At 60.9% G+C, this 25,392-nt stretch carries 28 protein-coding genes, 1 pseudogene and 1 riboswitch; of the genes and pseudogenes, 13 read left to right on the top strand and 16 right to left on the bottom strand.

Features of this window, described 5'->3' with window-relative positions; all coding sequences use genetic code 11:
- From GR212_RS26395 to sugE, 5 genes and pseudogenes are all read left to right on the top strand, one after another.
- Positions 1 to 136 (top strand): annotated as a pseudogene (locus GR212_RS26395) (S-(hydroxymethyl)glutathione dehydrogenase); the annotation flags it as partial.
- 121 nt (positions 137 to 257) lie between these two features.
- Positions 258 to 833 (top strand): S-(hydroxymethyl)glutathione synthase, encoded by a 576-nt coding sequence (gene gfa / locus GR212_RS26390; protein WP_163991121.1) that lies wholly within the window; start codon positions 258 to 260, stop codon positions 831 to 833.
- Positions 834 to 921: 88 nt separating this feature from the next.
- Positions 922 to 1,386: a YaiI/YqxD family protein gene (locus GR212_RS26385; RefSeq protein ID WP_163991131.1), complete on the top strand. Its 465-nt coding sequence runs from the start codon at positions 922 to 924 to the stop codon at positions 1,384 to 1,386.
- A complete protein-coding gene (gene fghA, locus GR212_RS26380; protein ID WP_163991119.1) occupies positions 1,383 to 2,216 on the top strand; it encodes an S-formylglutathione hydrolase in 834 nt (277 codons plus the stop codon). The genes GR212_RS26385 and fghA overlap by 4 nt, the downstream gene beginning before the upstream one ends.
- A 142-nt stretch (positions 2,217 to 2,358) precedes the next feature.
- Positions 2,359 to 2,673, top strand: coding sequence for a quaternary ammonium compound efflux SMR transporter SugE (gene sugE / locus GR212_RS26375; protein ID WP_163991117.1), 315 nt, complete (start codon positions 2,359 to 2,361; stop codon positions 2,671 to 2,673).
- A gap of 10 nt (positions 2,674 to 2,683) precedes the next feature.
- On the opposite strand, the gene GR212_RS26370 is transcribed toward sugE, so the two are convergent.
- The 8 genes from GR212_RS26370 to GR212_RS26335 all read right to left on the bottom strand — a co-directional run bounded on the left by GR212_RS26370 (position 2,684) and on the right by GR212_RS26335 (position 9,024).
- Complete coding sequence (locus GR212_RS26370; protein ID WP_163991116.1) at positions 2,684 to 3,070, bottom strand: DoxX family protein; 387 nt, start codon at positions 3,068 to 3,070, stop codon at positions 2,684 to 2,686.
- A 137-nt stretch (positions 3,071 to 3,207) separates the two neighbouring features.
- Positions 3,208 to 3,600 (bottom strand): DoxX family protein, encoded by a 393-nt coding sequence (locus GR212_RS26365; protein ID WP_163991113.1) that lies wholly within the window; start codon positions 3,598 to 3,600, stop codon positions 3,208 to 3,210.
- A gap of 123 nt (positions 3,601 to 3,723) precedes the next feature.
- Complete coding sequence (locus GR212_RS26360) at positions 3,724 to 5,256, bottom strand: acyl-CoA carboxylase subunit beta (protein ID WP_163991111.1); 1,533 nt, start codon at positions 5,254 to 5,256, stop codon at positions 3,724 to 3,726.
- Positions 5,257 to 5,319: 63 nt separating this feature from the next.
- Positions 5,320 to 5,790: a hypothetical protein gene (locus GR212_RS26355; protein WP_163991109.1), complete on the bottom strand. Its 471-nt coding sequence runs from the start codon at positions 5,788 to 5,790 to the stop codon at positions 5,320 to 5,322.
- 69 nt (positions 5,791 to 5,859) lie between these two features.
- On the bottom strand, positions 5,860 to 6,645 hold the full coding sequence (locus tag GR212_RS26350) for an ATP12 family chaperone protein (RefSeq protein ID WP_163991107.1): 786 nt from the start codon (positions 6,643 to 6,645) through the stop codon (positions 5,860 to 5,862).
- Between the two features lie 9 nt (positions 6,646 to 6,654).
- Positions 6,655 to 7,308, bottom strand: coding sequence for an HAD-IA family hydrolase (locus GR212_RS26345; RefSeq protein ID WP_163991105.1), 654 nt, complete (start codon positions 7,306 to 7,308; stop codon positions 6,655 to 6,657).
- Positions 7,305 to 8,303, bottom strand: a complete 999-nt coding sequence (locus GR212_RS26340; protein ID WP_163991103.1) for an RluA family pseudouridine synthase — start codon at positions 8,301 to 8,303, stop codon at positions 7,305 to 7,307. Before GR212_RS26340 ends, GR212_RS26345 begins: the two co-directional genes overlap by 4 nt.
- Positions 8,304 to 8,490: 187 nt before the next feature.
- Positions 8,491 to 9,024: a copper chaperone PCu(A)C gene (locus GR212_RS26335; protein WP_163991101.1), complete on the bottom strand. Its 534-nt coding sequence runs from the start codon at positions 9,022 to 9,024 to the stop codon at positions 8,491 to 8,493.
- Between the two features lie 168 nt (positions 9,025 to 9,192).
- A riboswitch (glycine riboswitch) is annotated at positions 9,193 to 9,280 on the top strand.
- Positions 9,281 to 9,428: 148 nt separating this feature from the next.
- On the opposite strand from GR212_RS26335, the gene gcvT reads away from it, so the two are divergent.
- The 5 genes from gcvT (at position 9,429) to GR212_RS26310 (ending at position 14,871) form a co-directional block, all read left to right on the top strand.
- Positions 9,429 to 10,565, top strand: a complete 1,137-nt coding sequence (gene gcvT / locus GR212_RS26330) for a glycine cleavage system aminomethyltransferase GcvT (RefSeq protein WP_163991099.1) — start codon at positions 9,429 to 9,431, stop codon at positions 10,563 to 10,565.
- 25 nt (positions 10,566 to 10,590) lie between these two features.
- A complete protein-coding gene (gcvH, locus tag GR212_RS26325) occupies positions 10,591 to 10,953 on the top strand; it encodes a glycine cleavage system protein GcvH (RefSeq protein ID WP_163991097.1) in 363 nt (120 codons plus the stop codon).
- Positions 10,953 to 13,817 (top strand): aminomethyl-transferring glycine dehydrogenase, encoded by a 2,865-nt coding sequence (gene gcvP / locus GR212_RS26320; protein ID WP_163991095.1) that lies wholly within the window; start codon positions 10,953 to 10,955, stop codon positions 13,815 to 13,817. Before gcvH ends, gcvP begins: the two co-directional genes overlap by 1 nt.
- A gap of 147 nt (positions 13,818 to 13,964) precedes the next feature.
- Complete coding sequence (locus GR212_RS26315) at positions 13,965 to 14,585, top strand: alpha/beta hydrolase (protein ID WP_163991093.1); 621 nt, start codon at positions 13,965 to 13,967, stop codon at positions 14,583 to 14,585.
- Position 14,586: 1 nt separating this feature from the next.
- The gene (locus GR212_RS26310; protein WP_163991090.1) at positions 14,587 to 14,871 is read left to right on the top strand and encodes an addiction module antidote protein; all 285 of its coding nucleotides are present in this window, start codon (positions 14,587 to 14,589) and stop codon (positions 14,869 to 14,871) included.
- Positions 14,872 to 14,894: 23 nt separating this feature from the next.
- Here the strand turns inward: GR212_RS26310 and sufA are convergent, their stop codons facing one another.
- The 7 genes from sufA to GR212_RS26275 all read right to left on the bottom strand — a co-directional run bounded on the left by sufA (position 14,895) and on the right by GR212_RS26275 (position 21,914).
- Complete coding sequence (gene sufA / locus GR212_RS26305) at positions 14,895 to 15,284, bottom strand: Fe-S cluster assembly scaffold SufA (RefSeq protein WP_163991088.1); 390 nt, start codon at positions 15,282 to 15,284, stop codon at positions 14,895 to 14,897.
- Between the two features lie 76 nt (positions 15,285 to 15,360).
- The gene (locus GR212_RS26300) at positions 15,361 to 15,741 is read right to left on the bottom strand and encodes an SUF system Fe-S cluster assembly protein (RefSeq protein WP_092716450.1); all 381 of its coding nucleotides are present in this window, start codon (positions 15,739 to 15,741) and stop codon (positions 15,361 to 15,363) included.
- An 11-nt stretch (positions 15,742 to 15,752) separates the two neighbouring features.
- Positions 15,753 to 16,994 (bottom strand): SufS family cysteine desulfurase, encoded by a 1,242-nt coding sequence (locus GR212_RS26295; protein ID WP_163991087.1) that lies wholly within the window; start codon positions 16,992 to 16,994, stop codon positions 15,753 to 15,755.
- A gap of 15 nt (positions 16,995 to 17,009) precedes the next feature.
- Positions 17,010 to 18,284 (bottom strand): Fe-S cluster assembly protein SufD, encoded by a 1,275-nt coding sequence (gene sufD, locus GR212_RS26290; RefSeq protein ID WP_163991085.1) that lies wholly within the window; start codon positions 18,282 to 18,284, stop codon positions 17,010 to 17,012.
- Between the two features lie 22 nt (positions 18,285 to 18,306).
- Positions 18,307 to 19,062, bottom strand: a complete 756-nt coding sequence (gene sufC / locus GR212_RS26285) for a Fe-S cluster assembly ATPase SufC (protein ID WP_163991083.1) — start codon at positions 19,060 to 19,062, stop codon at positions 18,307 to 18,309.
- Positions 19,063 to 19,131: 69 nt separating this feature from the next.
- Positions 19,132 to 20,601, bottom strand: a complete 1,470-nt coding sequence (gene sufB / locus GR212_RS26280; RefSeq protein WP_163991080.1) for a Fe-S cluster assembly protein SufB — start codon at positions 20,599 to 20,601, stop codon at positions 19,132 to 19,134.
- Between the two features lie 146 nt (positions 20,602 to 20,747).
- Positions 20,748 to 21,914 (bottom strand): cysteine desulfurase family protein, encoded by a 1,167-nt coding sequence (locus GR212_RS26275; protein ID WP_163991078.1) that lies wholly within the window; start codon positions 21,912 to 21,914, stop codon positions 20,748 to 20,750.
- A 233-nt stretch (positions 21,915 to 22,147) separates the two neighbouring features.
- On the opposite strand from GR212_RS26275, the gene GR212_RS26270 reads away from it, so the two are divergent.
- A complete protein-coding gene (locus tag GR212_RS26270; protein ID WP_163991076.1) occupies positions 22,148 to 22,825 on the top strand; it encodes an alpha/beta hydrolase in 678 nt (225 codons plus the stop codon).
- A 12-nt stretch (positions 22,826 to 22,837) separates the two neighbouring features.
- Here the strand turns inward: GR212_RS26270 and GR212_RS26265 are convergent, their stop codons facing one another.
- The gene (locus tag GR212_RS26265; protein WP_163991074.1) at positions 22,838 to 23,356 is read right to left on the bottom strand and encodes a GNAT family N-acetyltransferase; all 519 of its coding nucleotides are present in this window, start codon (positions 23,354 to 23,356) and stop codon (positions 22,838 to 22,840) included.
- 273 nt (positions 23,357 to 23,629) lie between these two features.
- On the opposite strand from GR212_RS26265, the gene tyrS reads away from it, so the two are divergent.
- Both tyrS and GR212_RS26255 read left to right on the top strand, forming a co-directional pair.
- Positions 23,630 to 24,886: a tyrosine--tRNA ligase gene (gene tyrS / locus GR212_RS26260; RefSeq protein ID WP_163991072.1), complete on the top strand. Its 1,257-nt coding sequence runs from the start codon at positions 23,630 to 23,632 to the stop codon at positions 24,884 to 24,886.
- 175 nt (positions 24,887 to 25,061) lie between these two features.
- Positions 25,062 to 25,388, top strand: coding sequence for a hypothetical protein (locus GR212_RS26255; RefSeq protein WP_163991070.1), 327 nt, complete (start codon positions 25,062 to 25,064; stop codon positions 25,386 to 25,388).
- Positions 25,389 to 25,392 lie beyond the last annotated feature (4 nt).

Raw genomic sequence — 25,392 nt, 5'->3', positions numbered from 1 at the left:
GATCGTCGACTGGTACATGGAGGGCAAGATCATCATCGATCCGATGATCACCCACACCATGCCGCTCGAGGACATCAACAAGGGCTTCGAGCTCATGCACTCAGGCGAAAGCATCAGAAGCGTGGTGCTGTACTAAAAGACTGCCTGAGACTTAGACGGCACGAGGGAACGCTGCACGACTTTGAATGGCACACGGCCTTTTCGCAAATCGATCCGGATTTGGGAGGCCGTGGGCAACCAAGGAGGAGGAGCTGAACATGCCAAGTCAAGTATCGATACATCCGGCGCTCGACGGCAGAGTGAAGGCAGGACAGGCGAATTTCAGCGGTGGGACGCTCGTTTGCGCCTGCACCGATCGCCCGGTCAAAGTCGCGATCACCGGCGGGATTGCACATAATCACGCCTGCGGCTGCACCAAATGCTGGAAGCCGCAAGGCGCCGCCTTCTCGGTCGTTGCCGTGACGGCCCATGAAAACGTGAAGGTTCTCGAAAATGGCGACAAGCTCGCGATTGTCGATCCGGACGCGTTGATCCTCCGCCATGCCTGCAAGGCGTGTGGTGTCCACATGTATGGACCGGTGGAGCGCGACCACGCCTTCAAGGGTCTTGATTTCATTCATCCGGAACGTTTCCAGGAGGGCGGCTGGCCGGAACCCACATTCGCGGCCTTTGTTTCGTCCATTATCGAATCGGGAACGCCGCCGTCTGCGATGACCGCCGTTCGCAGCCGGCTGAGAGAACTTCGTCTCGAGCCCTACGACTGCCTCTCGCCGACATTGATGGATGTCATCGCCACCTTTGTGGCGAAAAAGGCGGGCACCTTGAGGGAATAAATCTGGCCCCATGCGTGGGACTTCGATAAACCGCGACTGCGCGTTCGGTCGGACGCGCAGCGCTCATCATGATAAAGTTCCGTTGCCAATGATCTATGTCGATGCCGATGCCTGTCCGGTGAAGCCGGAGATTTTGAAAGTGGCCGAGCGCCACGGCATCGAGGTGACCTTCGTTGCCAATTCCGGGCTCAGGCCGTCGCGTGATCCGATGGTCCGCAATGTCATCGTCTCCAATGCTTTCGACGCCGCCGACAACTGGATCGCGGAACATGCCGGTCCCGGCGATATCGTCGTGACGGCCGATGTTCCACTGGCCGGGCGCTGCGTCGCCGCCGGAGCGGAGGTGACCGGGCCGACCGGCCGCATCTTCGACAAGACCAACATCGGCATGGTGACGGCCATGCGCGATCTCGGCGCGCATCTTCGCGAAACCGGCGAAAGCAAGGGGTACAATGCCGCCTTCTCGCCGCGCGACCGCTCCGCCTTTCTCGAAACCTTCGACCGGCTTTGCCGGCGTGCAAAAGCCTATCAATCGCCTGGAGACCAGCCGTGAACATCATTTCCCAGAACACCGCATTCGGCGGTATGCAGGGCGTCTTTTCGCATGATTCCGAAGCCTGCAAATGCGAGATGACCTTTGCCGTCTTCGTGCCACCGCAGGCGATCCGGGAGCCTCGTCCCGTCCTCTGGTATCTTTCCGGCCTCACCTGCACCCATGCCAACGTCATGGAGAAAGGCGAATATCGCCGCATGGCCGCCGAGCTCGGCCTGATTATCGTCTGCCCGGACACCAGCCCGCGCGGCAACGACGTGCCCGACGAACTGACCAATTGGCAGATGGGCAAAGGCGCCGGCTTCTATCTCGACGCCACCGAGACGCCCTGGGCCGAAAACTATCGGATGTACAGCTACATCACGGAAGAGCTGCCCGGTCTCATCGCCAGGCAATTCCGGGCAGATATGAGCCGTCAGGGCATCTTTGGCCATTCCATGGGCGGCCATGGCGCCATGACGATCGCGCTGAAGCATCCGGACCGCTTCAAGAGCTGCTCCGCTTTCGCCCCCATCGTCCAGCCGTCGACGGCCGACTGGTCTGCACCCGCCTTCGAAAAGTATCTCGGCAGCGACAAATCCGCATGGAGACGATACGACGCCTGCTCGCTCGTCGAAGATGGCGCCCGCTTCCCCGAATTCCTGATCGACCAGGGCAAGGCGGACAGCTTCCTCGAAAGCGGTCTCCGTCCCTGGCTGTTCGAAGAAGCGATCAAAGGCACCGGCATCGGCCTGACGCTGCGCATGCACGAGCGCTACGACCACTCCTACTACTTCATCTCAAGCTTCATGGACGATCACCTGAAGTGGCACGCCGAACGTCTGGCGTGAACCCGGCCAGCATTCGCGACATGCCTTGAAATGCGCGAGCGGCAAAGGCATATAGGAATCACGCAGACGACTGCGGCGGCCGGCATCTATAGCCGGCCGTAGACATCGCGGGGACGGCCTCGCTCTTAACAAGGAGCGTAAAATGGCTTGGTTCCTGCTTTTCCTTGCAGGCTTGTTTGAAATCGGCTGGGCAGTTGGCCTCAAATATACCGATGGTTTCACCCGGCTCGTGCCGACGGCCCTCACCGTCGTTTCCATGGTCATCAGCGTCGTGCTGCTCGGCCTCGCGGTAAAGACCTTGCCGATGGGCACCGCCTATGCGGTTTGGACCGGCATAGGCACGGTCGGCACCGTTCTGCTGGGCATATGGTTGCTGGGCGACCCTGCAAATCTTGTCCGCGTGCTCTGCATCGGCCTGATCGTCGCCGGCATTGCGGGCCTCAAGCTCACCGCCTGACGGGTTGCCGCTATCGGCGCTGGCGATTGTCCAGCGCCCAATCCCCCGGTCCGGAAAACACCATGAACAGGAAGATGAAGCAGAACAGGATCGCGCCGTCTCCCTGGTTGTTGGCCGGGAAAAAATTGATCGGCATGTGCACCGTGAAATAGGCGATCGCCATTTCGCCGCTAAGGAGAAAGGCGACGGGTCGAGTGAAGAGTCCGAGCAGAACAAGAATGCCGCCCACGAGCTCCAGCACCCCCGCCACGAAGAACAATGTCGTAATGGCATAGGGCGCCGGCGGAAAGCCGAACAGCTTCTGGCTCCCGTGTTCGATGAACAAAATGGCCGTTATCAATCGCAGCATCGCGAGTGCGGACGGCTGGTAAGGCGACAGGCGCTCGGAAAGTGACATGAAGATCTCCGTTCGAATTTGGGATGCGGACGAGATCTTGTCGAAAGACTCCCGCTCCGCTGATAACGGAATCAACACGCGAGAGACGATTTTATTCGCCGGGCCCGATGATTGATCGAGCCCGGCGCAGGTATGATTTACTTCTTCTTGTTGTCGATCGCCAGAAGGCCCGGGCCTGCGAAGATCAGGAACAGGAAGACGAAGCAGTAGAGGATGGCTGCATCGCCGCCGTTGTTGGCGGGGAAGAAATTCTTCGGATAGTGCGCCATGAAATAGGCGACCGCCATGTTGCCGCAAAGGATGAAGGCGACGGGACGGGTAAAGAATCCGACGATCGTGGCCAAGCCGCCGACGACCTCGATGATACCCTGAACCAGAAGCAGGGTCGGCAGCGGGCTTGGAAACTGCCCGCCGGGCGGAAAGCCGAAAAGCTTCTGCAGGCCATGTTCGATGAACAACACGCCGGTGACGATACGCAATACAGTAAGAGCATGGGGCTGATATTGATTCAGCCGATCGGAAAGCGCCATTTTTAACTCCAGTTTCAACTCCCCCTGCAGGAATCTTTAGAGCGACCTGCCTGAGACGGGAAAACACGGCTTCTGACGTCCAATCAATTTTCCGTGTGAAATCCGTGGCTTGTTGTCACAGTTTCACAGCGGAATGTTGTCGTGCTTCTTCCAGGGATTGGTCAGATCTTTGTTGCGGAGCATCCGCAGCCCCTGCGCCAACCGTCTGCGGGTGGAACGCGGCATGATCACTTCATCGATATAGCCGCGTTCGGCGGCAACGAAGGGAGAAAGGAAGCGGTCCTCATACATCTTGGTATGGGCTGCGATCTTCTCCGGATCGGCAATGTCCTTGCGGAAGATGATCTCGACCGCACCCTTGGCGCCCATGACCGCGATCTGCGCCGTCGGCCAGGCATAGTTGAGGTCGCCGCGCAGGTGCTTCGAGGCCATAACGTCATAAGCGCCGCCGAACGCCTTGCGGGTGATGACGGTGAGCTTCGGCACTGTCGCTTCGGCATAGGCAAAGAGCAACTTGGCGCCGTGCTTGATAAGGCCACCATATTCCTGTGCGGTTCCCGGCAGGAAACCGGGCACATCGACGAAGGTGACGATCGGGATGTTGAAGCAATCGCAGAAGCGCACGAAGCGCGCGGCCTTTCGCGATGCGTCGCTGTCAAGAACGCCGGCCAGCACCATGGGCTGGTTGGCGACGAAGCCAACCGTGGCACCCTCGATACGGCCGAAGCCGCAGACGATATTCTTGGCAAAGCTTTCCTGTATTTCCAAGAAGTCGCCCTCGTCGGCGACCTTCAGGATCAGCTCCTTGATGTCGTAGGGCTTGTTTGCATTGGCGGGAATCAGCGTATCGAGCGACGTGTCCGGCTCGGTGACGGATTGATGGCACTCGATCTCAGGCCCCGCCGCCGTGTTCGACTGCGGCAGGAAATCGATGAGGCGGCGCACCTGCAGCAGCGTGTCGATATCGTTGTCGTAGGCGGCATCGGCGATCGAGGATTTCGTCGTATGCACCGAGGCACCGCCGAGCTGCTCGGAGGTGACTGTTTCGTTCGTGACCGTCTTCACCACATCCGGGCCGGTGACGAACATGTAGGAGGTGTCGCGCACCATGAAGATGAAATCAGTCATGGCGGGAGAATAGACGTCGCCGCCGGCGCATGGACCCATGATGATCGAAATCTGCGGAATGACGCCGGAGGCCAGCACGTTGCGCTGGAACACCTCGGCATAGCCGCCGAGTGCTGCAACGCCTTCCTGGATGCGGGCGCCACCGGCATCATAGATGCCGATGATCGGCGCCCGGTTCTTCAGCGCCATATCCTGTACCTTGGTGATCTTTTCCGCATGTGCTTCCGAAAGAGATCCACCGAAGACCGTGAAATCCTTGGCAAAAAGGAAAACGGTACGGCCGTTGACCGTGCCCCAGCCCGTCACGACGCCGTCGCCGGCGATCTTGCTCTTGTCCATGCCGAAATCGGTCGAGCGATGTTCGACGAACATGTCGAACTCCTCGAAGGAACCCTCATCGAGAAAGATGTCGATGCGCTCGCGGGCGGTCAGCTTGCCGCGCGCGTGCTGCGCGTCTATTCGCACCTGCCCGCCACCCAGTCTGGCAACCTCGCGGCGGCGTTCCAGTTCCTGTAGGATTTCCTTCATGCGGCCCTCTCTCCATTGCCACTCGGGCTTAGCATGATGTGCGCATCGTTTGAAGCCGCCGGCTCAGTTTGCCAGCCGCGGCGTGTTCAACGCGAATATCGAGCGAATGCGGGCGGCTATGTCCTCCGCCATCAGCTCATCCGCCGTGGCGGGATCCGGAGCGACAGTTCTGATCTCGAAGGACGCCATGGCGACCACCGCGCCCCCATCCATCGCCGCCGCGTCGATATTGATTTTGGCGCTGTTGCGATCCCGGTTGAAACCGCGGGCGCGGCGGACATCGGTAAGCCGGACAGTCAGGGCGACCTGCGGCAAGGTGGTCGTACGGGTGGTGGACGTAATTGCGGCATTGACGCGATCGTTGACGGCGGCGACCAGAGCCGGCGATACCGGCGGCAAAGCCTGATCCGCTACCACAGTCGCGCTACGCACGTCATAGGCGGCAGGCGGAGGTTCGACAGACCAGCTCGAGCATGCGGCCAATGCCAAACATACCACGAGCGCCGACACGGCTCTCGACCTCGACAACAACATGATCCCTGCCCCGACTTTCAAACCCGCAAGTTATGCAGATCGATATAAAGGACTGAAATCCAACAATATTCAACTGCGAAGCGCAGAAAAAACGTCGGTCGCGGCCTGAAACTCCTCAAAACGCTGTGCACGGCGCTGTTCGGCTTCTTCGTCGCTGCCCCAATGCTCGATCGTCCAGTCTTCATCGAGATGGGCAAGCGACCACACATCGGCAAGCGGGAGGAAGCCTTCGGCAAATGCAAGCGCCAGGATCGCAGAGCCGGTGAGCGTGGTGATCGTATGCAGGCTGGCAAGCTCCATCGGCGTGTCGTATTTGCGCAATGCGGCGGAAAATGCCGCGATGGCTTCGCCGGGCTGTTCCTGATGTATGACGCCCTCGGCCAGAATGAAGCGGGCGCCGATGTCGCGCGCCGCCCATTCGATCACCGGGTTCCAGCGCGCCGACTGCCGCTCGACAAGCCGCTCGGGGCCGTCAGCGCGGTAACTGAGCAGATCGCTGCCGGAGAAACGGACGATTTCGTCGAATACGGCCTGGCTCTCCGTCGCAACACCGTCGATAGCCGTGTTGACGAGGCGTGTGACCGGCATGGTCGAGGGATCGATCACGTCGACCTGCCGTACCCACTCAGCAGCCACCAGCTTGGCAAGCGCTTCCGTCGGCAAAGCCAGGGAATGCCTTGCCGGCGTCTTGACCACCTTTCCGTCGAGCGCGATGGCATGGCCGCCCTCGCCTTCATTGATCGTGACATCCTTGTAGAAGCGCTTGGGCAACGGCTTCTTCATCTGGATCTGCGCGCGGCGGATCGGATCTGGATGGCTGAGACCCTCGGAAAGGTCGTTCAACAGGTCGCGCATGGCGTCACCTCAGAGAATATGGCTCAACAAATCGTTCGGATGGTGGGCGATGGCATCGGCCCCGGCTGCCAGCAGATCCTCGACGGAGGCATAGCCCCAGGCGACGCCGATGGCGGTCGCACCCGCCGCTTTCGCCATCTGCATGTCGTAGATCGCATCGCCGATGACGATGGTATCGTGCGGATCCATGCCGGTTTCATCGCAGCATTCCGTCACCATCGCCGGATGCGGCTTCGACGGGCAATCGTCGGCGGTACGCGAGACGATGAAATAGGGCGTGAAATCGTTGACGGCAAGAATATGGGTCAGGCCGCGGCGGGATTTACCCGTCACGGCGCCGAGCAGCAGCTCCTCATGCGCGGCAAGTGTCTCGATCAGCGGCTTTATGCCATCAAAGAGAGGCGTCTGCATATCCGCTTCGTCGCGCACGTCGGGAAAGATCGACTTGTAATGCGCGGTCATGGCGATCGCTTCCTCATCGACATGCGGCTTGCCCTGCAGGCGGGCGATGGCGATATCCAGCGTGAGGCCGATGATCGACTTGGTGGCGGAGACGTCCGGGCGCTTGTAGCCGAAAGCCACGAAGGTTCGTGCCATGACCTCATGGATCAACCGCACGCTATCGACCAGCGTGCCATCGCAATCGAAAAGAACCAGCTTCATTCGTCGTCCGGCTCCCCTGCCGATGCCATGTCAAGTCCGAGAAGGTTCCAGGTCTGCACCATATGCGGCGGCAGAGGAGCGGTTACGCGCAGGCGGCCGCCGTTCGGATGCGGAATATCGATATGGCGGGCGTGCAGATGCAGCCGCTTCTGCACGCCGCCCGGGAAATCCCAATTCGGATCGTCGTCGAAATATTTGGGGTCGCCGATGATCGGATGGCCCATGTGCAGCGCGTGGACGCGCAGCTGATGGGTGCGGCCGGTATAGGGCTCCATCTCAAGCCACGCGAGGCTCTGCGCGGCGGTTTCGAGCACGCGATAATAGGAGATGGCGTGATCGGCGTCCTCCTCTCCATGCTTGGCGATGCGCATGCGGTCGCCGTCAGGCGTCGCTTCCTTCACCAGCCAGGTCGAAATCTTGTCTTCATGCTTGCGCGGCACGCCCTTTACCAGTGACCAATAGGTCTTCTTGGTGTCGCGTTCACGGAAGGCCGCCGTCAACTTCTGCGCCGCGCCACGGGTGCGGGCAACGACGAGAACGCCAGACGTGTCGCGGTCGAGACGGTGCACCAGGCGCGGCTTCTCGCCCTTCTTGTTCGTCCATGCCTCGAGCATCTTGTCGATATGACGGGTAAGGCCGGAGCCGCCCTGCACGGCGAGGCCTGCCGGCTTGTTCAGCACATAGACCTTGTCGTCTTCATGCAGCAGCATCCGCGCAAGCAGCTCGGCATCGCCGGAATGTTTGAGGTCACTGCCGGCAATGGGGCCACTCTTCGGACCTTTGGCGTCGACATCCAGCGGCGGCACGCGCACCATCTGCCCCGGCTGAACGCGCGCGTCCGTCTTCACGCGTCCGCCGTCGACACGCACCTGACCGGAGCGCATCAGCTTCTGCAATTGTCCGAAGCCGAGCCCCGGAAAATGCACCTTGAACCAGCGGTCGAGGCGCATGCCGGCCTCGTCAGGCTCGACCTCAATATGCTCAATCCCGGCCATTCTTCTTCTTTCAAATACCGCGGCATGTCCCAGGAAGTGTCAGACGATCGCTGGACGGGGTTCATGCCTATTCAAACGACGGAACCATCGGCCCCGCGGCCGGACATTTTCCGGCCTTTTGACGTGGCTTTAGAGCATTTCGAGGAAAAGTGGAAATCGGAATTGCGCGGCAGAATGATTTTCTGGCTCAGTTTCCCTTGGCGGAGACGACGGGCAGATTGATATCGACCATGCCCGCCTTGTCGAACATCAGCATTACGGGCACCGTGCCGCCCTGCTTGAAGGGTGCCTTCACCTGCTTGAACATCATGTGCATCGTGTTCGGCGCAAGCGTCACGGTGGCACCGGCCGGAATGGCGATGCCGCCCTTTATCTCGCGCATCTTCATGATCTCGCCGTCCATCTTCATTTCGTGCAGTTCGACCTTGCCGGCCGCCGATGACGTCACCGAGGTCAGCCTGTCGTCGGACTTGCCGCCGTTGTGGATGGTGATGTACCCGCCGCCGACCGGCTGGCCGGGAAGCATGGCGCGAACATAGCCGCCGCTGATATCGAGATCGCCCAGTTTGACCCCGGCGGAGCCGGAAGGCGCCGCGCCGGCATCCATGTGCATTCCGGGCATCGACTTCATCGTGCCGTTGTCCTGCGCCATCGCTCCGCCGAGGGAAAGTGAAAATGCGCCGATCGAAGTCAGCAGTGCGGCGGCGTGGTTGCGGTTCATCTTCATCTCCTGCCCGGCTCCTCAAACGACGAAAAGGGATAGCCTCTCCCATGTCCGTTGCAAAGGCCCGTAATCATTGCCAAACGCAGGATTGATCGGCGCGACAAAAATTTGTTCAGCGGCGACATTTGCCCCTTGCCATCTCTGCCCGGGACCGGATAATGGCACTCGACCTTGTTGGGAGAATCCGGCGCAAGCCGGTGCCGAAGGAGCAACCGCCCCGGAAACTCTCAGGCCAAAGGACCAGCAAGGGGCAGACGGAACTCTGGAGAGAAGCGCGCAAGCGTTCGCCGAAGGGATAACAATCTCAGGCAAACAGACAGAGGGGGCTCATCGTCAGGCGCAGTCGCGCCGAAATTGTGAGCTCAGCGCTTCGAAACGAGCGCAAAACCCGGAGGCGTCATTTGGACGAGACCGCTGCCCTCAAGACAACACCCCTTCACGCCCTGCATGTGTCTCTCGGTGCCCGCATGGTGCCGTTTGCCGGCTACGACATGCCGGTGCAATATGCCCCCGGCGTCCTTAAGGAGCATCTCTGGACTCGATCGAATGCCGGCCTGTTCGATGTGTCGCATATGGGTCAGGTGACGATCCGCGCCCGCTCCGGCAAATATGAAGATGCTGCGCTCGCCCTGGAAAGCCTCGTGCCGGTCGATATCCTCGGCCTCGCCGAAGGCCGCCAGCGCTACGGCTTCTTCACCGACGACAAGGGCGGCATTCTGGACGATCTGATGATCACCCATTTGGACGACTATCTTTTCGTCGTCGTCAACGCTGCTTGCAAAGAGCAGGATTTCAAGCATCTTCAAGATCATATAGGCGATAGCTGCGAAGTTACATTACTCGATCGCGCGCTCATTGCCCTGCAGGGACCGCGCGCCGTCGATGTGCTTGCCGAACTCTGGGCCGATATCGCCTACATGAAGTTCATGGACGTGCGCCATTGTCGCCTCCACGACGTCTCCTGCCTCGTGTCGCGCTCAGGCTATAGCGGCGAAGACGGTTTCGAAATCTCCGTTCCGTCAGACAAGGCCGAGGATATCGCCAAGCGATTGCTGGAACATCCCGACGTTCAGCCCATCGGCCTCGGCGCCCGCGACTCCCTTCGCCTCGAAGCCGGTCTCTGCCTCTATGGCAACGACATCGACGAGACGACGACGCCGGCCGAAGGCGCGCTCGAATGGGCCATCCAGAAGGCCCGCAAGACCGGCGGCATCAGAGCCGGCGGCTTCCCCGGTGCAACCCGCATTCTCGCCGAACTCGATGGCGGCACGTCGCGCCGCCGCGTGGGCCTGAAGCCCGAGGGCAAGGCACCGGTTCGCGGTCACGCCAAGCTTTATGCCGATGCCGAAGGCAAGACCGAGATTGGCGAAGTCACGTCTGGCGGTTTCGGTCCCAGCGCCGAATCCCCGGTCGCCATGGGCTATGTGCCGACCGAATTCACGGCGCCCGGCACCACCGTTTATGCCGAGGTGCGCGGCAAGTATCTGCCGGTCGCCGTCAGCGCCCTGCCTTTCATCAAGCCTACCTACAAACGCTGAACGTCTTTTCCAGAGAGGATTATCCATGCTGAAGTTTACCGAAGAACACGAGTGGCTGAACATTGAAGGCGATGTCGCAACCGTCGGCATCACGGCGCATGCGGCCGAGCAGCTCGGCGATCTCGTGTTCGTGGAACTGCCCGAGGTCGGCGCCAGCTTCTCCAAGGGCGACGATGCGGCAACCGTCGAATCCGTCAAGGCGGCGTCCGAAGTCTATTGTCCGCTCGACGGAGAGATCACCGAAGTCAACGAAGCCATCACCGCCGACCCGGCGCTCGTCAATTCCGACCCGATGGGTGCCGGCTGGTTCTTCAAGCTCAAGCTGAAGAATGTGAGCGATGTCGATGGTCTTCTTGATGAATCCGGTTACAAGGAGCTGATCGGATAATGACGACGCCTACGGAATTCACATTCACCGACTATCAGCCATACGATTTTGCCAATCGCCGCCATATCGGCCCGTCTCCCTCCGAGATGACCGATATGCTCAAGGTGATCGGCTATAAGAGCCTCGATGGCCTGATCGACGCGACGCTGCCCCCGGCCATCCGCCAGAAGACGCCGCTCTCCTGGGGCGCGCCGATGACCGAGCGCGAGGCGCTCGACAGGCTGCGCGAGACCGCCAACAAGAACAAGGTTCTCGTTTCGCTGATCGGCCAGGGCTATTACGGCACGATCACGCCGCCGGTTATCCAGCGCAACATTCTGGAAAATCCGGCCTGGTACACCGCTTATACGCCCTACCAGCCGGAAATCAGCCAGGGCCGCCTCGAGGCACTGCTGAACTACCAGACGATGATCAGCGACCTCACCGGCCTCGATGTCGCCAACGCCTCGCTGCTCGATGAAGCGACCGCCGCGGCCGAAGGCATGGCGATGGCCGAACGCGTCGCCAAGTCGAAGGCAAAGGCCTTCTTCGTCGACGCCGCCTGCCATCCGCAGACCATCGCGCTGATCCGGACCCGCGCCGAGCCGCTCGGCTGGACCGTCATCGTCGGCAATCCCTTCACCGATCTCGATCCCGTCGATGTCTTCGGCGCGGTCTTCCAGTATCCCGGCACGCATGGCCATATCAACGACTTCAGCGGCCTGATCGCTCGCTTGCACCAGACCGGCGCAATCGCAATCGTCGCCGCCGATCTGCTGGCGCTGACGCTGCTGAAATCTCCGGGCGAAATGGGCGCTGATATCGCCATCGGCTCCTCGCAGCGCTTCGGCGTGCCGGTTGGCTACGGCGGCCCGCATGCGGCCTATATGGCGGTCAAGGACGAGTACAAGCGCTCCATGCCCGGCCGTCTCGTCGGCGTTTCGGTCGACGCACGCGGCAATCGCGCCTATCGCCTGTCGCTGCAGACACGCGAGCAGCATATCCGCCGCGAAAAGGCGACGTCGAACATCTGCACCGCACAGGTGCTGCTCGCCGTCATGGCCTCCATGTATGCGGTCTTCCACGGTCCGCAGGGTCTCAAGGCGATCGCCCAGCAGGTTCACCAGAAGGCCGTCCTGACGGCCAAGGGGCTGGAAAAGCTCGGCTACGCCGTCGAGCCTGAAACCTTCTTCGACACCATCACCGTCGAAGTCGGCCATATGCAGGGCCTCATCCTGCGCGCGGCCGTCGCCGAAGGCGTGAACCTGCGCAAGGTCGGTGAAACGAAGATCGGCATCAGCCTCGACGAGCGCACCCGCCCGGCGACGGTTGAAGCCGTCTGGCGCGCATTCGGCGGCGATTTCCGCATCGCCGATTTCGAGCCGTCCTATCGCCTGCCGAAGACCCTGCTGCGCACCAGCGAATACCTGGCGCATCCGATCTTCCATATGAACCGCGCCGAAAGCGAGATGACGCGCTACATCCGTCGTCTCTCCGACCGCGACCTGGCGCTCGACCGCTCGATGATCCCGCTCGGCTCCTGCACCATGAAGCTCAATGCGACGGCGGAAATGCTGCCGATCACATGGCCGGAATTTTCGGATATCCATCCTTTCGTTCCGGCCGACCAGGCGCTCGGCTACCGCGAGATGATCGACGACCTCACGGACAAGCTCTGCGCCGTGACCGGCTACGACGCCTTCTCCATGCAGCCGAATTCCGGCGCGCAGGGCGAATATGCCGGCCTCCTGACCATCCGCAATTACCATATTGCCAATGGCCAGGGACATCGCGACATCTGCCTCATCCCGACCTCCGCGCATGGGACCAACCCCGCCTCGGCGCAAATGGCGGGCATGAAGGTCGTAGTGGTCAAGGTCAGCGACGACGGCGATATCGACATGGCCGACTTCCGCGCCAAGACCGAGCAATATGCCGACAACCTCTCCTGCTGCATGATCACCTATCCCTCGACGCACGGCGTTTTCGAGGAGACGGTGAAGGAGATCTGCGATCTCGTGCACAAGCATGGCGGTCAGGTCTATCTCGACGGCGCCAACATGAACGCCATGGTCGGCCTGTCACGTCCGGGCGATATCGGTTCCGATGTCAGCCACCTGAACCTGCACAAGACCTTCTGCATCCCGCATGGCGGCGGCGGTCCGGGCATGGGCCCGATCGGCGTCAAGGCGCATCTGGCGCCCTATCTGCCCGGTCACCCGGAAACGGACGGTCGCAGCGGTGCTGTCTCGGCGGCAGCCTTCGGTTCGGCCTCTATCCTGCCGATCTCCTGGAGCTACTGCCTGATGATGGGCGGCGAAGGCCTGACGCAGGCGACGAAGGTGGCGATCCTCAACGCCAACTATATCGCCGCCCGGCTGAAGGGTGCCTATGATGTGCTCTATAAGTCCGAGGCCGGACGCGTCGCGCACGAATGCATCATCGATACCCGCCCGCTGGTCACAAGCGCCGGCGTGACGGTCGACGATGTCGCCAAGCGCCTCATCGATTGCGGCTTCCACGCGCCGACCATGAGCTGGCCGGTTGCCGGCACGCTGATGATCGAGCCGACCGAATCGGAAACCAAGGCCGAGCTCGACCGCTTCTGCGAGGCAATGCTGGCCATCCGCGAGGAAGCCCGCGCCATCGAGGACGGCCGGATGGACAAGACCAACAACCCGCTGAAGAACGCACCGCATACGGTGGAAGACCTGGTCGGCGAGTGGGATCGTCCCTATTCGCGCGAACAGGCCTGCTTTCCGCCCGGCGCCTTCCGCGTGGACAAATACTGGTCTCCGGTCAACCGCATCGACAATGTTTACGGCGACCGCAATCTGATCTGCACCTGCCCGCCGCTGGAATCCTACGCCGAGGCCGCGGAGTAGGATTTTTACGAAAAAGCGAAGCGGTTCAGTCGCTTCGCTTGCAATAGACATAAATCTATCGCGAAACTTGTCTATGAAAACGCCGCGTATCTCAACGGATGCGCGGCGTTTTTCGTGAGTCGGCATCGGGCCCTGGAATTCAGTTTCATGCCGGAACAACCGGAACATCACTTCATCATCGGACGAGCGGACTATTCCTCTTCCCCACTGCTTCTGCTGCATGGCAGCGGCGGGGACGAAACATCGCTTACCCCCCTTGCCGGCGCGGTCGCATCGCATCGGCCCTATATCGCCCTGCGCGGCTCCCTGACATGGGAGACAGGCTTTGCTTTCTTCCGTCGCAATCCGGATCGCAGCCTGGATCATGCCGATCTCGAGAGACGGACCGACAAACTCTGCCATTTCATCGCCTCGGCCTTGGAAGACGAGACAATCTCCCAGCCGCCAATTCTGCTCGGCTTCTCAAATGGCGCGATCATGGCCGCGTCCATTCTTCTTCGGCAACCGCAACTGGCCTCCGCCGCTATTCTGATACGGCCGCTCTCGCCGGCACCGACAGCAGATTTCCCGCCGCTGACCGCATTGCCGATCCTGATCACATCGGGCGAGCACGACCGGCGGCGCGAGGCCGGCGATGCGGATGTCATGAAAAACCAACTTGAAAATGCCGGCGCGGATGTCAGTGCCCATGTGCTGGCGGCCGGTCACGACCTTCATCAGGACGAGACCGGCATCATCCGCGATTGGCTGCTACGGAAAGGCCCATGACATGAATCAGGAGATTTCCCTGAGCACCGACGATCCCGACAGCTACATCGCAGCCGCTTTTGCAACGGACGATCCGGCCTCGATCGCCAAGGCACTGGGCGAAGTCGCCCGCACCCGCAACATGAGCAAGCTCGCCAAGGATGTCGGCATGAACCGTTCAGCGCTCTATCGCGCGCTCAGCGGCGATGGAAATCCGGAATTCGCGACGATCCTGAAAGTTGTCAAGGCGCTGGGGCTCAAGCTGACGCCGGTGCCGGCCGCGCATTGCGAATCCGGCACGATCTGAAAGACTGGAAGATAGAATTTGACTCAGATCGCCTGCGCAGACTGACGCTGTGCCGCCAGAGCAGCGAGATCGGCAGGCTTCAGCTCGACGGATTCGCCGCAGCCGCAGGCCGATGTCTGGTTCGGGTTGGTAAAGATGAAGCCCGAACGCAGCGTCGTCATCTCGAAGCCCATCTCCGTGCCGAGCAGATAAAGCACGGCCGACGGCTCGACCCAGACTCTTGCGCCGTCGCGCTCGATCAGATCATCCTTCGGGTTCGGCTCCGTCACCAGGTCGATGGTATATTCCATGCCGGCGCAACCGCCCTTCTTGATGCCGACGCGGACGCCCTTGGCATCAGGACCGGAATTCTCGACGATTGCCTTGACGCGGGCCGCTGCCGCATCCGTCATGCTCATCACTGAAAAGCCCATGGGCTCATTCTCCTTCCACAACCGGGGTCAAGATCCGGCGCTTCGAGTCTTAATGTAAAGCCGGCGGCTTAAAGCTTCAATACCAGCCGACGGCGACCTGCGCTTCTTCCGACATGCGGTCCGGCGTCCACGGCGGATCGAAGGTCATGCTGACATCGACGCCGGAAACGCCTTCGACGGCGCCGACGGCATTCTCGACCCAGCCCGGCATCTCGCCGGCAACGGGGCACCCGGGCGCGGTCAAGGTCATGACGATCTTCACCATGCGGTCGTCTTCGATATCGATCTTGTAGACCAGACCAAGCTCGAAAATATCGGCGGGAATTTCAGGATCGTAGACCGTTTTCAGCGCGCTGATGATATCGTCGCTGAGGCGAGCCAGCTCATCCTCGGGAATGCTGGAATGTACGATCCCTTCGCGTACGTCGATCTTCTGTTCGCTTTCGTCGAGTGACATCGCTTGCCTCCTTAGGCAAAGAACTTGCGCGCATATTCCAGCGCATCCGCCAAAGCATCCACCTCGGCGCGCGTATTGTACAGGCCGAACGATGCACGGCATGTGGAGGTAACGCCGAAGCGTTTCAAGAGCGGCTGGGCGCAATGCGTCCCGGCGCGAACGGCAACACCCTGGCGGTCGATCACCATCGAGACGTCGTGCGAATGGATGCCGGCAAGCTCGAAGGAGAAAATGCCGCCCTTGCCGGGCGCCGTGCCGATCACGCGCAACGAATTGATATCCCGTAGCCGCTCGGCCGCATAGGCGGCGAGATCGGCCTCGTGGCGTGCGATCGCCTCGCGGCCGACGCCGTCCATATAGTCGAGCGCGTAGCCCAAGCCGATCGCCTGCACGATCGGCGGCGTGCCGGCTTCGAAGCGATGCGGCGGCTCGTTGTAGGTGACGTTTTCCTCGGTGACGTCGAAGATCATCTCGCCGCCGCCCTGGAAAGGCCGCATCTCGGCAAGCCGATCCTTCTTGCCGTAGAGAACGCCGATGCCGGAGGGGCCATAGAGCTTGTGCCCGGTCATGACGTACCAGTCACAATCGATATCCTGCACGTCGACAGGCAGATGCACCGCACCCTGCGACCCGTCGATCAGAACCGGAATGCCGCGCCCATGGGCGATGCGGCACACTTCCTTCACCGGAACGATGGTTCCGAGCGCGTTCGACATATGGGTGATGGCGACGAGCTTGGTGCGCTCCGTGAGGCTCTTCTCGAAATCCTCGATATGGAACGCGCCCTCGTCGTCGACCGGCACCCAGACGAGCTTGGCGCCCTGCCGCTCCCGGATGAAATGCCAGGGAACGATATTGGAGTGATGCTCCATGATGGAGACGACGATCTCGTCGCCTTCGCCGATCTTCGGCATGCCCCAACCGTAGGCGACGGTGTTGATCGCCTCCGTCGAATTCTTGGTGAAAACGATATCGTCCACCGACGGCGCGTTCAGGAAGCGGCGCACTTTTTCGCGAGCCGCCTCATAGGCTTCCGTCGCCGCGTTGGACAGGAAGTGCAGGCCGCGATGCACATTGGCATATTCGTTGGAATAGGCATGTGAAATCGCGTCGATGACGACTTGCGGCTTCTGTGCCGACGCGCCGTTGTCGAGATAGACCAACGGCTTGCCATGCACCGTTTTCGTCAGGATCGGGAAATCCCGGCGAATGGCTTCGACGTCATAGGCCGTTGCCGGCAGGATCTTGTCCACGAGCTTTGCCTCCAATCAGGCGTGCTTTTCCAGCCAGCCGGAGATAACGCCTTCCAGCGCCTCGACCAGGGCTTCGTCTTCCAGTTCCTCGACGATCTCCGCCACGAAGGCGTTGACCAGCATGGCACGCGCCTTGTTCTTCGGAATGCCGCGCGCCATCAGGTAGTAGAGATGGTTGCCGTCGATATCGGCGACAGTCGCACCATGGCCGCACTGCACGTCGTCGGCGAAGATTTCGAGCTCCGGCTTCACCGAGAATTCGGCATCGTCGGACATCAGCAGCGTATTGCAAGCCATGCGCGCGTCGGTCTTCTGCGCATCGGGCGCCACACGGATCATGCCCTGGAAGACGCCGCGGGCGCGGTCGAACACCACGTTACGGACGATTTCCGTCGAGCCTGTATGCGGAACGTCATGGCCGAGCACCAGCGTCACGTCCGTATGGGTGTCGCCACCCAAAAGATTGACGCCGCGAATCTTGAGATCGGCGCCCTCGCCCGTCACCTTGACATGCAGTTCCTGGCGCACCAGCTTGCCGCCGGCGTTGATGACGAACAGTCTCAGCTTGGCGTCGGCACCGAGATCGACACGGATCTGGCCGAGATGCGTATCCTCGGTTCCCTGTTCCTGCAGGACGATCCAGGTCACGTCGGCCCGCTCGCCGATCTTGACTTCGCTCACCGACGAGACGAGTGCCGCGGCACCTTCGACGGCCTGATGGCGCTCGATGAGGGTCGCCTTGACGTCGGCGCCGAAGTTGACAGGCAGGCGGCTGTGAATCTGGCCGCCGGCATGGACGAACTGCACTTCCAGGGGCGCGTCGAGTTCCGTGCCGTCGGGCAGATCGATGACATAGCCATCGCGCACGAAGCTTGCATTGATGCGCCCGATGGCATCATCCTTGCCGAGCGCTTCGAGCCCGGCGGCAGCCTTGCCGTTGACCAGGCTGTCCGCATAGCGTGCGACCGTCAGATTCTTGACGGCAGCCTTCTCGCTCGCCCTGCCCTGAAGAACGGCGAGAACGGAAGATCCCTCGACCGTCGGCGGCAGCGCTTCGGCTAGACCCTTGCCGATGTCGCTGGGAACCAGACGCAGCAGGTTCTTGAAATCGGTGTAGTGCCAGGCCTCGACGCGGCGCGTCGGCAGGCCTGCGGTTTTCAGGTCGTCCAGCAGCCGATCCCGGACGGCAAAGACTTCGCCGTCACCGGGCAGATCGCCCAACTGGTCGTTATATGCCTCGATCAACGCCGTTTCCGCGGCGGTGAGGCGGTTCGTCGTCTGAATGTTCATCGACGTGTCCTTTCCGCCCCGATCAGGCTGCAGCTCCGATGATGTCGGCATAGCCGTTGGCTTCGAGCTCATGCGCCAGCGTCTTGTCGCCGGACTTGATTACCTGGCCCTTGTAGAGAACGTGAACGGTGTCCGGAACGATATAGTCGAGCAGGCGCTGATAGTGGGTGATGACGATCACGGCGCGATCCGGGGAGCGCAGCGCGTTGACGCCATCGGCAACGATCTTCAAGGCGTCGATGTCGAGGCCGGAATCGGTTTCATCGAGCACGCAAAGCTTCGGCTCCAGCAGAGCCATCTGCAGGATTTCCGCGCGCTTCTTCTCGCCGCCGGAGAAGCCGACGTTTAGCGGGCGCTTCAGCATGTCCATGTTGATCTGCAGCTTGGCCGCGGCATCCTTGACGCGGCGGATGAAGTCCGGCGTCGTCAGCTCGTCTTCGCCGCGTGCCTTGCGCTGCTCGTTCAGGGCCACCTTCAGGAACTGCATGGTGGCGACACCGGGAATTTCGACCGGATACTGGAAGGCCAGGAAGATGCCCTTTGAAGCGCGTTCGGCGGCATCGAGCTCCAGAATGCTCTCGCCGTTATAGAGAATGTCACCCTCGGTGACTTCGTAGTCGCTGCGGCCGGCCAGGATATAGGAGAGCGTCGACTTGCCGGAGCCATTCGGCCCCATGATCGCGGCGACTTCGCCTGCCTTCACGGTCAGGTTCAGGCCACGGATGATTTCGGTGCCGTCTTCGGCGATACGGGCGTGCAGGTTCTTGATTTCAAGCATTGTAGAATCCTAACGAAGGAATGGACGTGCGGCGCGCTCGGCGCGCCAGAACTGGTTTTTATGCGAAGGTCAGCCGACGCTGCCTTCAAGCGAGATGCCGATCAGCTTCTGTGCTTCGACGGCGAATTCCATCGGCAGCTCCTGCAGCACTTCCTTGACGAAGCCGTTGACGATCAGTGCGATCGCCGCTTCGGTCGGGATGCCGCGCTGCAGGCAGTAGAACAGCTGGTCCTCGGAGATCTTCGACGTCGTGGCTTCATGCTCGAACTGCGCCGTCGAGTTCTTCGCCTCGATGTAGGGCACGGTATGCGCGCCGCATTTGTCGCCGATCAGCAGCGAATCGCACTGCGTGAAGTTACGGGCGTTCGACGCCTTGCGGTGAGCCGAGACCTGACCGCGATAGGTGTTCTGCGAGACGCCGGCAGCGATGCCCTTCGAAACGATACGGCTCGACGTGTTCTTGCCGAGATGGATCATCTTGGTGCCGCTGTCGACCTGCTGATGGCCGTTGGAAACGGCGATCGAGTAGAATTCGCCACGGCTGTCGTCGCCGCGCAGGATGCAGGACGGATATTTCCAGGTGATCGCGGAGCCGGTCTCGACCTGCGTCCAGGAAATCTTGGAACGGTGGCCGCGGCAATCGCCACGCTTGGTAACGAAGTTGTAGATACCGCCCTTGCCGTTGCTGTCGCCCGGATACCAGTTCTGGACGGTCGAATACTTGATCTCGGCATCATCCAGGGCGACAAGCTCGACGACGGCGGCGTGCAGCTGGTTTTCGTCACGCTGCGGCGCGGTGCAGCCTTCGAGATAGGAGACATAAGCTCCCTCTTCGGCGATGATCAGCGTGCGCTCGAACTGGCCGGTGTTCTTCTCGTTGATACGGAAATAGGTCGACAGTTCCATCGGGCAACGAACGCCCTTCGGCACGAAGACGAACGAACCGTCGGTGAAGACGGCCGAATTCAGCGTCGCGTAGAAATTATCGGTCGTCGGCACGACGGAGCCGAGATACTTGCGCACCAGATCGGGATGTTCGCGGATGGCTTCGGAGATCGACATGAAAATCACGCCGGCCTTTTTCAGCTCTTCCTTGAACGTGGTGACGACCGAAACGGAATCGAACACGGCATCGACCGCGATCTTCGACTGCTTGACACCGGCAAGCATCTCCTGCTCGCGCAAGGGGATGCCCAGCTTCTCGTAAACCTTTAAGAGTTCCGGATCGACGTCCTCAAGCGAGGTCGGTCCCGACGTGCTCTTCGGCGCGGCATAATAATAGATGTCGTTGAAGTCGATCTTCGGATAGTCGACGCGCGCCCATGTGGGCTCTTCCAGCGTCAGCCAGCGGCGATAGGCTTCGAGGCGCCATTCCAGCATCCATTCCGGCTCCTGCTTCTTGGCGGAGATGAAGCGGATGATGTCTTCGGATAGGCCCTTGGGAGCCTTGTCCACCTCGATGGTGGTTTCAAAACCATACTTATACTGGTCCACGTCGATCTGGCGAACCTGATCGACCGTTTCCTGGACTGCAGGCATTTCGTTCTCCAATCTCGCCGGATCCAAGGTCCGGCAGCTTGTCAACGTTGCGGCAGACTTATGTCTGCCCCCTATGTAGTCGGCCAAAAGGGATTTTTCATCCCGCTTGGCAAGCGGAAAATTCTGTTTCCGCAAAATTATGGCCGTCAGGCCGCCGCACCCGCCAGTTTGCGCCTTCCCGCGATGCGGGCAAAAGCAGCGATTGCCTGGTCGATGTCGGCCTCGGTAGTGGTGGGCCCCAGCGAAATGCGCAGAGCCCCGAGCTTGGGATCGCATCCCATCGCCACGAGCACATGGCTCTCGCCGACCTTGCCCGACGAGCAGGCGGAGCCGGCCGATATGGCGACGCCTTCGAGATCGAAGGCAATCTGGCCGGTCTCGGATTTCAATCCCGGCAAGGTAAAGAAGCAGGTATTCGGAACGCGCGCGCCACCTTCGCCATGAATAGTGACATCCGGTGCAGCAAGCCGCATACCGTCCTCCAGCCGCTCGCGAAGCACCTCGATCGCGGCATTGCGGGCATCGAACTGATCCAGCGCCGCAGCTGCAGCCGCGCCGAAGCCGATGATCGCCAGCGTGTTTTCCGTGCCTGAGCGATGGCCTTTTTCCTGTCCGCCGCCATGGATCAGCGGCTTCGGCATCAGAACCTCGCCGCGTGAGACGAGCGCGCCGACACCCTTGGGGCCGCCGATCTTGTGCGAGGAGACGATGAGGAAATCTGCGCCGATCTCATTGATATCGAGCGGTACCCGACCGGCAGCCTGCACGGCATCGACGACGAACAGCCCGCCGGCAGCTTGAACAATCTTCGCCGCTTCACCGACGGGCTGGAGAATTCCAGTCTCGTTGTTGGCGAGCATGATGGCAACCATCGGCAGGCCGGCCGTCTTGTCATGGGCGGAGAGCATCGCCTCCAGCGCGGCAAGATCGACCGTGCCGTCCGGCGTCACCGGTATTTCGCTGATCCTGTCCCCGGCAAATCGCCCGCCCTCGCGCACGGCGGGATGTTCGACGGCCGATATATACAAATGGCTTACCGTCAGCGGCGTGCGCCCCATGCGGAATTCCGGCGTCAGCACCATGTTGGCCGCCTCGGTGGCGCCGCTGGTGAAAACGACATGAGCAGGCTCGGCACCCGTCAAGCTTGCAACCTGCCGACGCGCGGCCTCGACGGCGGCGCGCGCCGCCCTACCTTCGCCGTGAACGGAATTGGGGTTGCCTTGAATATCCATCGCACGCATCATTGCCTCGCGCACCGCCGGATGAAGCGGCGCGGTAGCATTCCAATCGAGATAAAGGCGTGGTGCCGCCATAATCTTCTTCCTGCGCGACGTTGCTTTGCTAAGGTCGGCTCATTTTCCTTGAAATTTCAGCCGAGCATGCCTTATGACACGTTCCACAAACCGTTGCACACACAACGCGCGGACCACCGCATCAAGTTTCGAATTGTTCTAAACTGCGTTCTAGAAAAGATGAGCGCATTCGTCAAGTCAACTTGCTGCGTGCCGTTGGGTTTGAACGCAGAAAAAGAAGAGCCGGAGTATCGATGCCTGAAGTAATTTTCAACGGCCCCGCTGGTCGCCTTGAAGGCCGCTATCAACCCTCCAAGGAGAAGAGCGCCCCGATCGCGATCATTCTTCATCCCCACCCGCAGTTCGGTGGGACGATGAACAACCAAGTTGTCTACCAGCTCTTCTATATGTTCCAGAAGCGCGGCTTCACGACGCTTCGCTTCAACTTCCGCGGAATCGGGCGCAGCCAGGGCGAGTTCGATCACGGCGCCGGCGAGCTTTCCGATGCGGCATCGGCGCTCGATTGGGTCCAGAGCCTTCATCCTGATTCCAAGAGCTGCTGGGTTGCCGGTTACTCCTTCGGCGCCTGGATCGGCATGCAGCTCCTGATGCGCCGCCCCGAGATCGAAGGTTTCATGTCGATCGCACCGCAGCCGAACATCTACGATTTCTCCTTCCTCGCCCCCTGCCCGTCGTCCGGCCTCATCATCAACGGCGACGCCGACAAGGTCGCGCCGGAAAAGGATGTCAACGGCCTCGTCGAGAAACTGAAGACGCAAAAGGGTATCCTCATCACGCACAAGATCGTGTCGGGTGCCAACCACTTCTTCAACGGCCAGGTCGACACGCTTCTGGGCGAATGCGAGGATTACCTCGATCGCCGCCTGAACGGCGAACTGGTGCCGGAACCGGCCGCCAAGCGCATCCGCTAAGGAAACCGGCCCTTATCGGGCCATCCTGAACGTTGGACACGAGATCCCGTCGATGGTCATCGGCGGGTGATCCTGCATCCCGATCTTTCGCAACACGCGTTGCGATGCCGAATTCTCCGGATGCGTGAAGGCGATGAACTGCCTGGAAAAACCGCGGCTGAAGAACCATTGGGCGAGCGCGGCGGCGATCTCCGTCGCATAGCCATTGCCCCAGGCTTCCCTTCGTATCGAGTAACCGAGTTCGAATTCGCCACGCCCGCTTTCCCCCTGAAAGCGCGAAAAACCGGCTCGGCCGATAAAGCGGCCATCTTCACGCTTCAGCATCTTGTATTTGGTCACGCCGTCGCGCGCCTGTTCGCCGAACCAGCTCTTCAGCCGCTCCTCCGCCTTTTCCAGCGTCCACGGAGCCGCGCCGGAAAGATAGCGCGTCGTTTCGATCGTCGAATGCAGCTGCCGAATCAGCTCTGCATCGTCCTTGCCCCACATCGTCAGAACGAGGCGCGGAGTTTCGAGAACCGGGATGTCACTCATCAGCTTGCCTGCTTTCGCGGTACGGTATCGGCACGAATTCGCGGACAAGTGCTAAACGCACGGCATGATTTCAACAAGGGCAATCGGGTGATAGTGCGAGCGCCGCAACCGCCTGAAAATAGCGCTTTGACCCGTCGCCGCGCCTGAAACTTGACATTGCACCCACCAAAATGATGACGCGTCGGCAAATCGGTGCTAAACGCGCCACCGCGACATTCAACAACAGCGACTTCACCGCATCCTGCAGCGATGCGGCTTCGAGAGACCAAGATCATGGCTGAGTTCAAATCCGATTTCCTGCGCACTCTGCAAGAGCGCGGCTTCATTCATCAGATTTCCGATGAATCCGGCCTCGACGACCTCTTCGCCAAGGAAACCGTGACGGCCTATATCGGCTTCGATCCGACGGCGTCGAGCTTGCACGCCGGCTCGCTGATCCAGATCATGATGCTGCACTGGATGCAGGCAACCGGCCATCGGCCCATCTCGCTGATGGGCGGCGGCACCGGCATGGTCGGCGACCCCTCCTTCAAGGAAGAGTCCCGCCAGCTCATGACGATCGATACGATCGAAAGCAACATCGCTTCGATCAAGCGTTGCTTTTCGAACTACCTCAGCTACGGCGAAGGCCCGAAGAATGCGTTGATGATCAACAACGCCGAATGGCTGCGCTCGCTGAACTACCTCGAATTCCTGCGCGACGTTGGCCGCCACTTCTCGGTCAATCGCATGCTGTCATTCGACAGCGTCAAGACGCGCCTCGACCGCGAGCAATCGCTGTCCTTCCTCGAATTCAACTACATGATCCTGCAGGCCTACGACTTCGTCGAGCTGGCCAAGCGCTATGATTGCCGCCTGCAGATGGGCGGTTCGGATCAGTGGGGCAACATCGTCAACGGTATCGACCTTGGTCACCGCATGGGGACGCCGCAGCTCTTCGCACTGACGTCGCCCTTGCTGACGACGGCGTCGGGCGCCAAGATGGGCAAGTCCGCCACCGGCGCGGTCTGGCTGAATGCCGACCTGCTCTCGGCCTACGACTTCTGGCAGTACTGGCGCAACACCGAGGATGCCGACGTTTCCCGCTTCCTGAAGCTCTACACGACGCTGCCGATGGACGAGATCGCCCGTCTTTCGGCGCTCGCCGGCTCTGAAATCAACGAGGTCAAGAAGATCCTCGCGACCGAGGTTACGGCAATCCTGCACGGCCGCGCCGCGGCCGAGCAGGCAGCCGAAACCGCGCGCAAGACTTTCGAGGAAGGCGGCCTGTCCGAAAACCTGCCGTCGGTCGACGTTCCGGCCTCCGAACTGGAAGCCGGCATCGGCCTTCTCTCGCTGATCGTTCGCGCCGGCCTTGCCGCTTCCAACGGCGAGGCTCGCCGCCACGTCCAGGGCGGCGCGGTGCGTATCAACGACGAAGCCGTCAGCGACGAGCGCAAGGTCATCGGCAGCGGCGAAGTGACGGCGGATGGCGTCGTCAAGCTGTCGCTCGGCAAGAAGAAGCACATCCTGATCCGGCCGGCGGGTTGATCAATCGAGCAGTCTTCCAACAAAGCCGGCGCATCCCCGCCGGCTTTGTTGCTTTTTGCCTTGAGCGTGGACTTGGCGATATCGTCTGCCTTGTTCGAGACTTTTTACGTCCGTTTTGTCGGATCGCCGTTGGCCCGCTCGTCCTCTGGTAATATCCTAATCCCAGAGGTGCCTTATGGACGAACTGCCGGTGATCAAGACGAGGCGCAAAGGCCGAAGCCTCACGCAGAGCATGTTGATTCCGAGCGAGGAGATGATTATCCGCGCGCTACGGGCGGCGACCCCTGGGCAACTATCCGACGTTGCCGGAGTCAGGCGGGCGCTTGCAAAGCAATATGGAGCGGATGCTTGCTGTCCGGTCACCCTTCAGCGGCATCTGGTGCAGATCAGCCAGAGCGGTACCGCTCCGTTTTGGCGCCTTGTGGACCCCGATCGACCATTTGCGCGGCGCGTGGCCGGCGGACCCGAAGGCATCCGCCAGCGATTGGCCGAGGAAAAATGATAGC

It is taken from the genome of Martinezella lusitana (assembly GCF_010668395.1).
GTDB classification, from domain to species: Bacteria; Pseudomonadota; Alphaproteobacteria; order Rhizobiales; family Rhizobiaceae; genus Rhizobium; species Rhizobium lusitanum_A.
This window is presented reverse-complemented; position numbering and strand designations above follow the sequence as displayed.

Excerpts from the sequence above, each read along its gene's own strand:
- gfa (WP_163991121.1), top strand. The coding sequence starts at position 258 with ATGCCAAGTCAAGTATCGATACATCCGGCGCTCGACGGCAGAGTGAAG.
- GR212_RS26385 (WP_163991131.1), top strand. The coding sequence starts at position 922 with ATGATCTATGTCGATGCCGATGCCTGTCCGGTGAAGCCGGAGATTTTG.
- sugE (WP_163991117.1), top strand. The coding sequence starts at position 2,359 with ATGGCTTGGTTCCTGCTTTTCCTTGCAGGCTTGTTTGAAATCGGCTGG.
- GR212_RS26370 (WP_163991116.1), bottom strand. The coding sequence starts at position 3,070 with ATGTCACTTTCCGAGCGCCTGTCGCCTTACCAGCCGTCCGCACTCGCG.
- GR212_RS26365 (WP_163991113.1), bottom strand. The coding sequence starts at position 3,600 with ATGGCGCTTTCCGATCGGCTGAATCAATATCAGCCCCATGCTCTTACT.
- GR212_RS26360 (WP_163991111.1), bottom strand. The coding sequence starts at position 5,256 with ATGAAGGAAATCCTACAGGAACTGGAACGCCGCCGCGAGGTTGCCAGA.
- GR212_RS26355 (WP_163991109.1), bottom strand. The coding sequence starts at position 5,790 with ATGTTGTTGTCGAGGTCGAGAGCCGTGTCGGCGCTCGTGGTATGTTTG.
- GR212_RS26350 (WP_163991107.1), bottom strand. The coding sequence starts at position 6,645 with ATGCGCGACCTGTTGAACGACCTTTCCGAGGGTCTCAGCCATCCAGAT.
- GR212_RS26345 (WP_163991105.1), bottom strand. The coding sequence starts at position 7,308 with ATGAAGCTGGTTCTTTTCGATTGCGATGGCACGCTGGTCGATAGCGTG.
- GR212_RS26340 (WP_163991103.1), bottom strand. The coding sequence starts at position 8,303 with ATGGCCGGGATTGAGCATATTGAGGTCGAGCCTGACGAGGCCGGCATG.
- GR212_RS26335 (WP_163991101.1), bottom strand. The coding sequence starts at position 9,024 with ATGAACCGCAACCACGCCGCCGCACTGCTGACTTCGATCGGCGCATTT.
- gcvH (WP_163991097.1), top strand. The coding sequence starts at position 10,591 with ATGCTGAAGTTTACCGAAGAACACGAGTGGCTGAACATTGAAGGCGAT.
- gcvP (WP_163991095.1), top strand. The coding sequence starts at position 10,953 with ATGACGACGCCTACGGAATTCACATTCACCGACTATCAGCCATACGAT.
- GR212_RS26315 (WP_163991093.1), top strand. The coding sequence starts at position 13,965 with ATGCCGGAACAACCGGAACATCACTTCATCATCGGACGAGCGGACTAT.
- GR212_RS26310 (WP_163991090.1), top strand. The coding sequence starts at position 14,587 with ATGAATCAGGAGATTTCCCTGAGCACCGACGATCCCGACAGCTACATC.
- sufA (WP_163991088.1), bottom strand. The coding sequence starts at position 15,284 with ATGGGCTTTTCAGTGATGAGCATGACGGATGCGGCAGCGGCCCGCGTC.
- GR212_RS26300 (WP_092716450.1), bottom strand. The coding sequence starts at position 15,741 with ATGTCACTCGACGAAAGCGAACAGAAGATCGACGTACGCGAAGGGATC.
- sufD (WP_163991085.1), bottom strand. The coding sequence starts at position 18,284 with ATGAACATTCAGACGACGAACCGCCTCACCGCCGCGGAAACGGCGTTG.
- sufC (WP_163991083.1), bottom strand. The coding sequence starts at position 19,062 with ATGCTTGAAATCAAGAACCTGCACGCCCGTATCGCCGAAGACGGCACC.
- sufB (WP_163991080.1), bottom strand. The coding sequence starts at position 20,601 with ATGCCTGCAGTCCAGGAAACGGTCGATCAGGTTCGCCAGATCGACGTG.
- GR212_RS26275 (WP_163991078.1), bottom strand. The coding sequence starts at position 21,914 with ATGGCGGCACCACGCCTTTATCTCGATTGGAATGCTACCGCGCCGCTT.
- GR212_RS26270 (WP_163991076.1), top strand. The coding sequence starts at position 22,148 with ATGCCTGAAGTAATTTTCAACGGCCCCGCTGGTCGCCTTGAAGGCCGC.
- GR212_RS26265 (WP_163991074.1), bottom strand. The coding sequence starts at position 23,356 with ATGAGTGACATCCCGGTTCTCGAAACTCCGCGCCTCGTTCTGACGATG.
- tyrS (WP_163991072.1), top strand. The coding sequence starts at position 23,630 with ATGGCTGAGTTCAAATCCGATTTCCTGCGCACTCTGCAAGAGCGCGGC.
- GR212_RS26255 (WP_163991070.1), top strand. The coding sequence starts at position 25,062 with ATGGACGAACTGCCGGTGATCAAGACGAGGCGCAAAGGCCGAAGCCTC.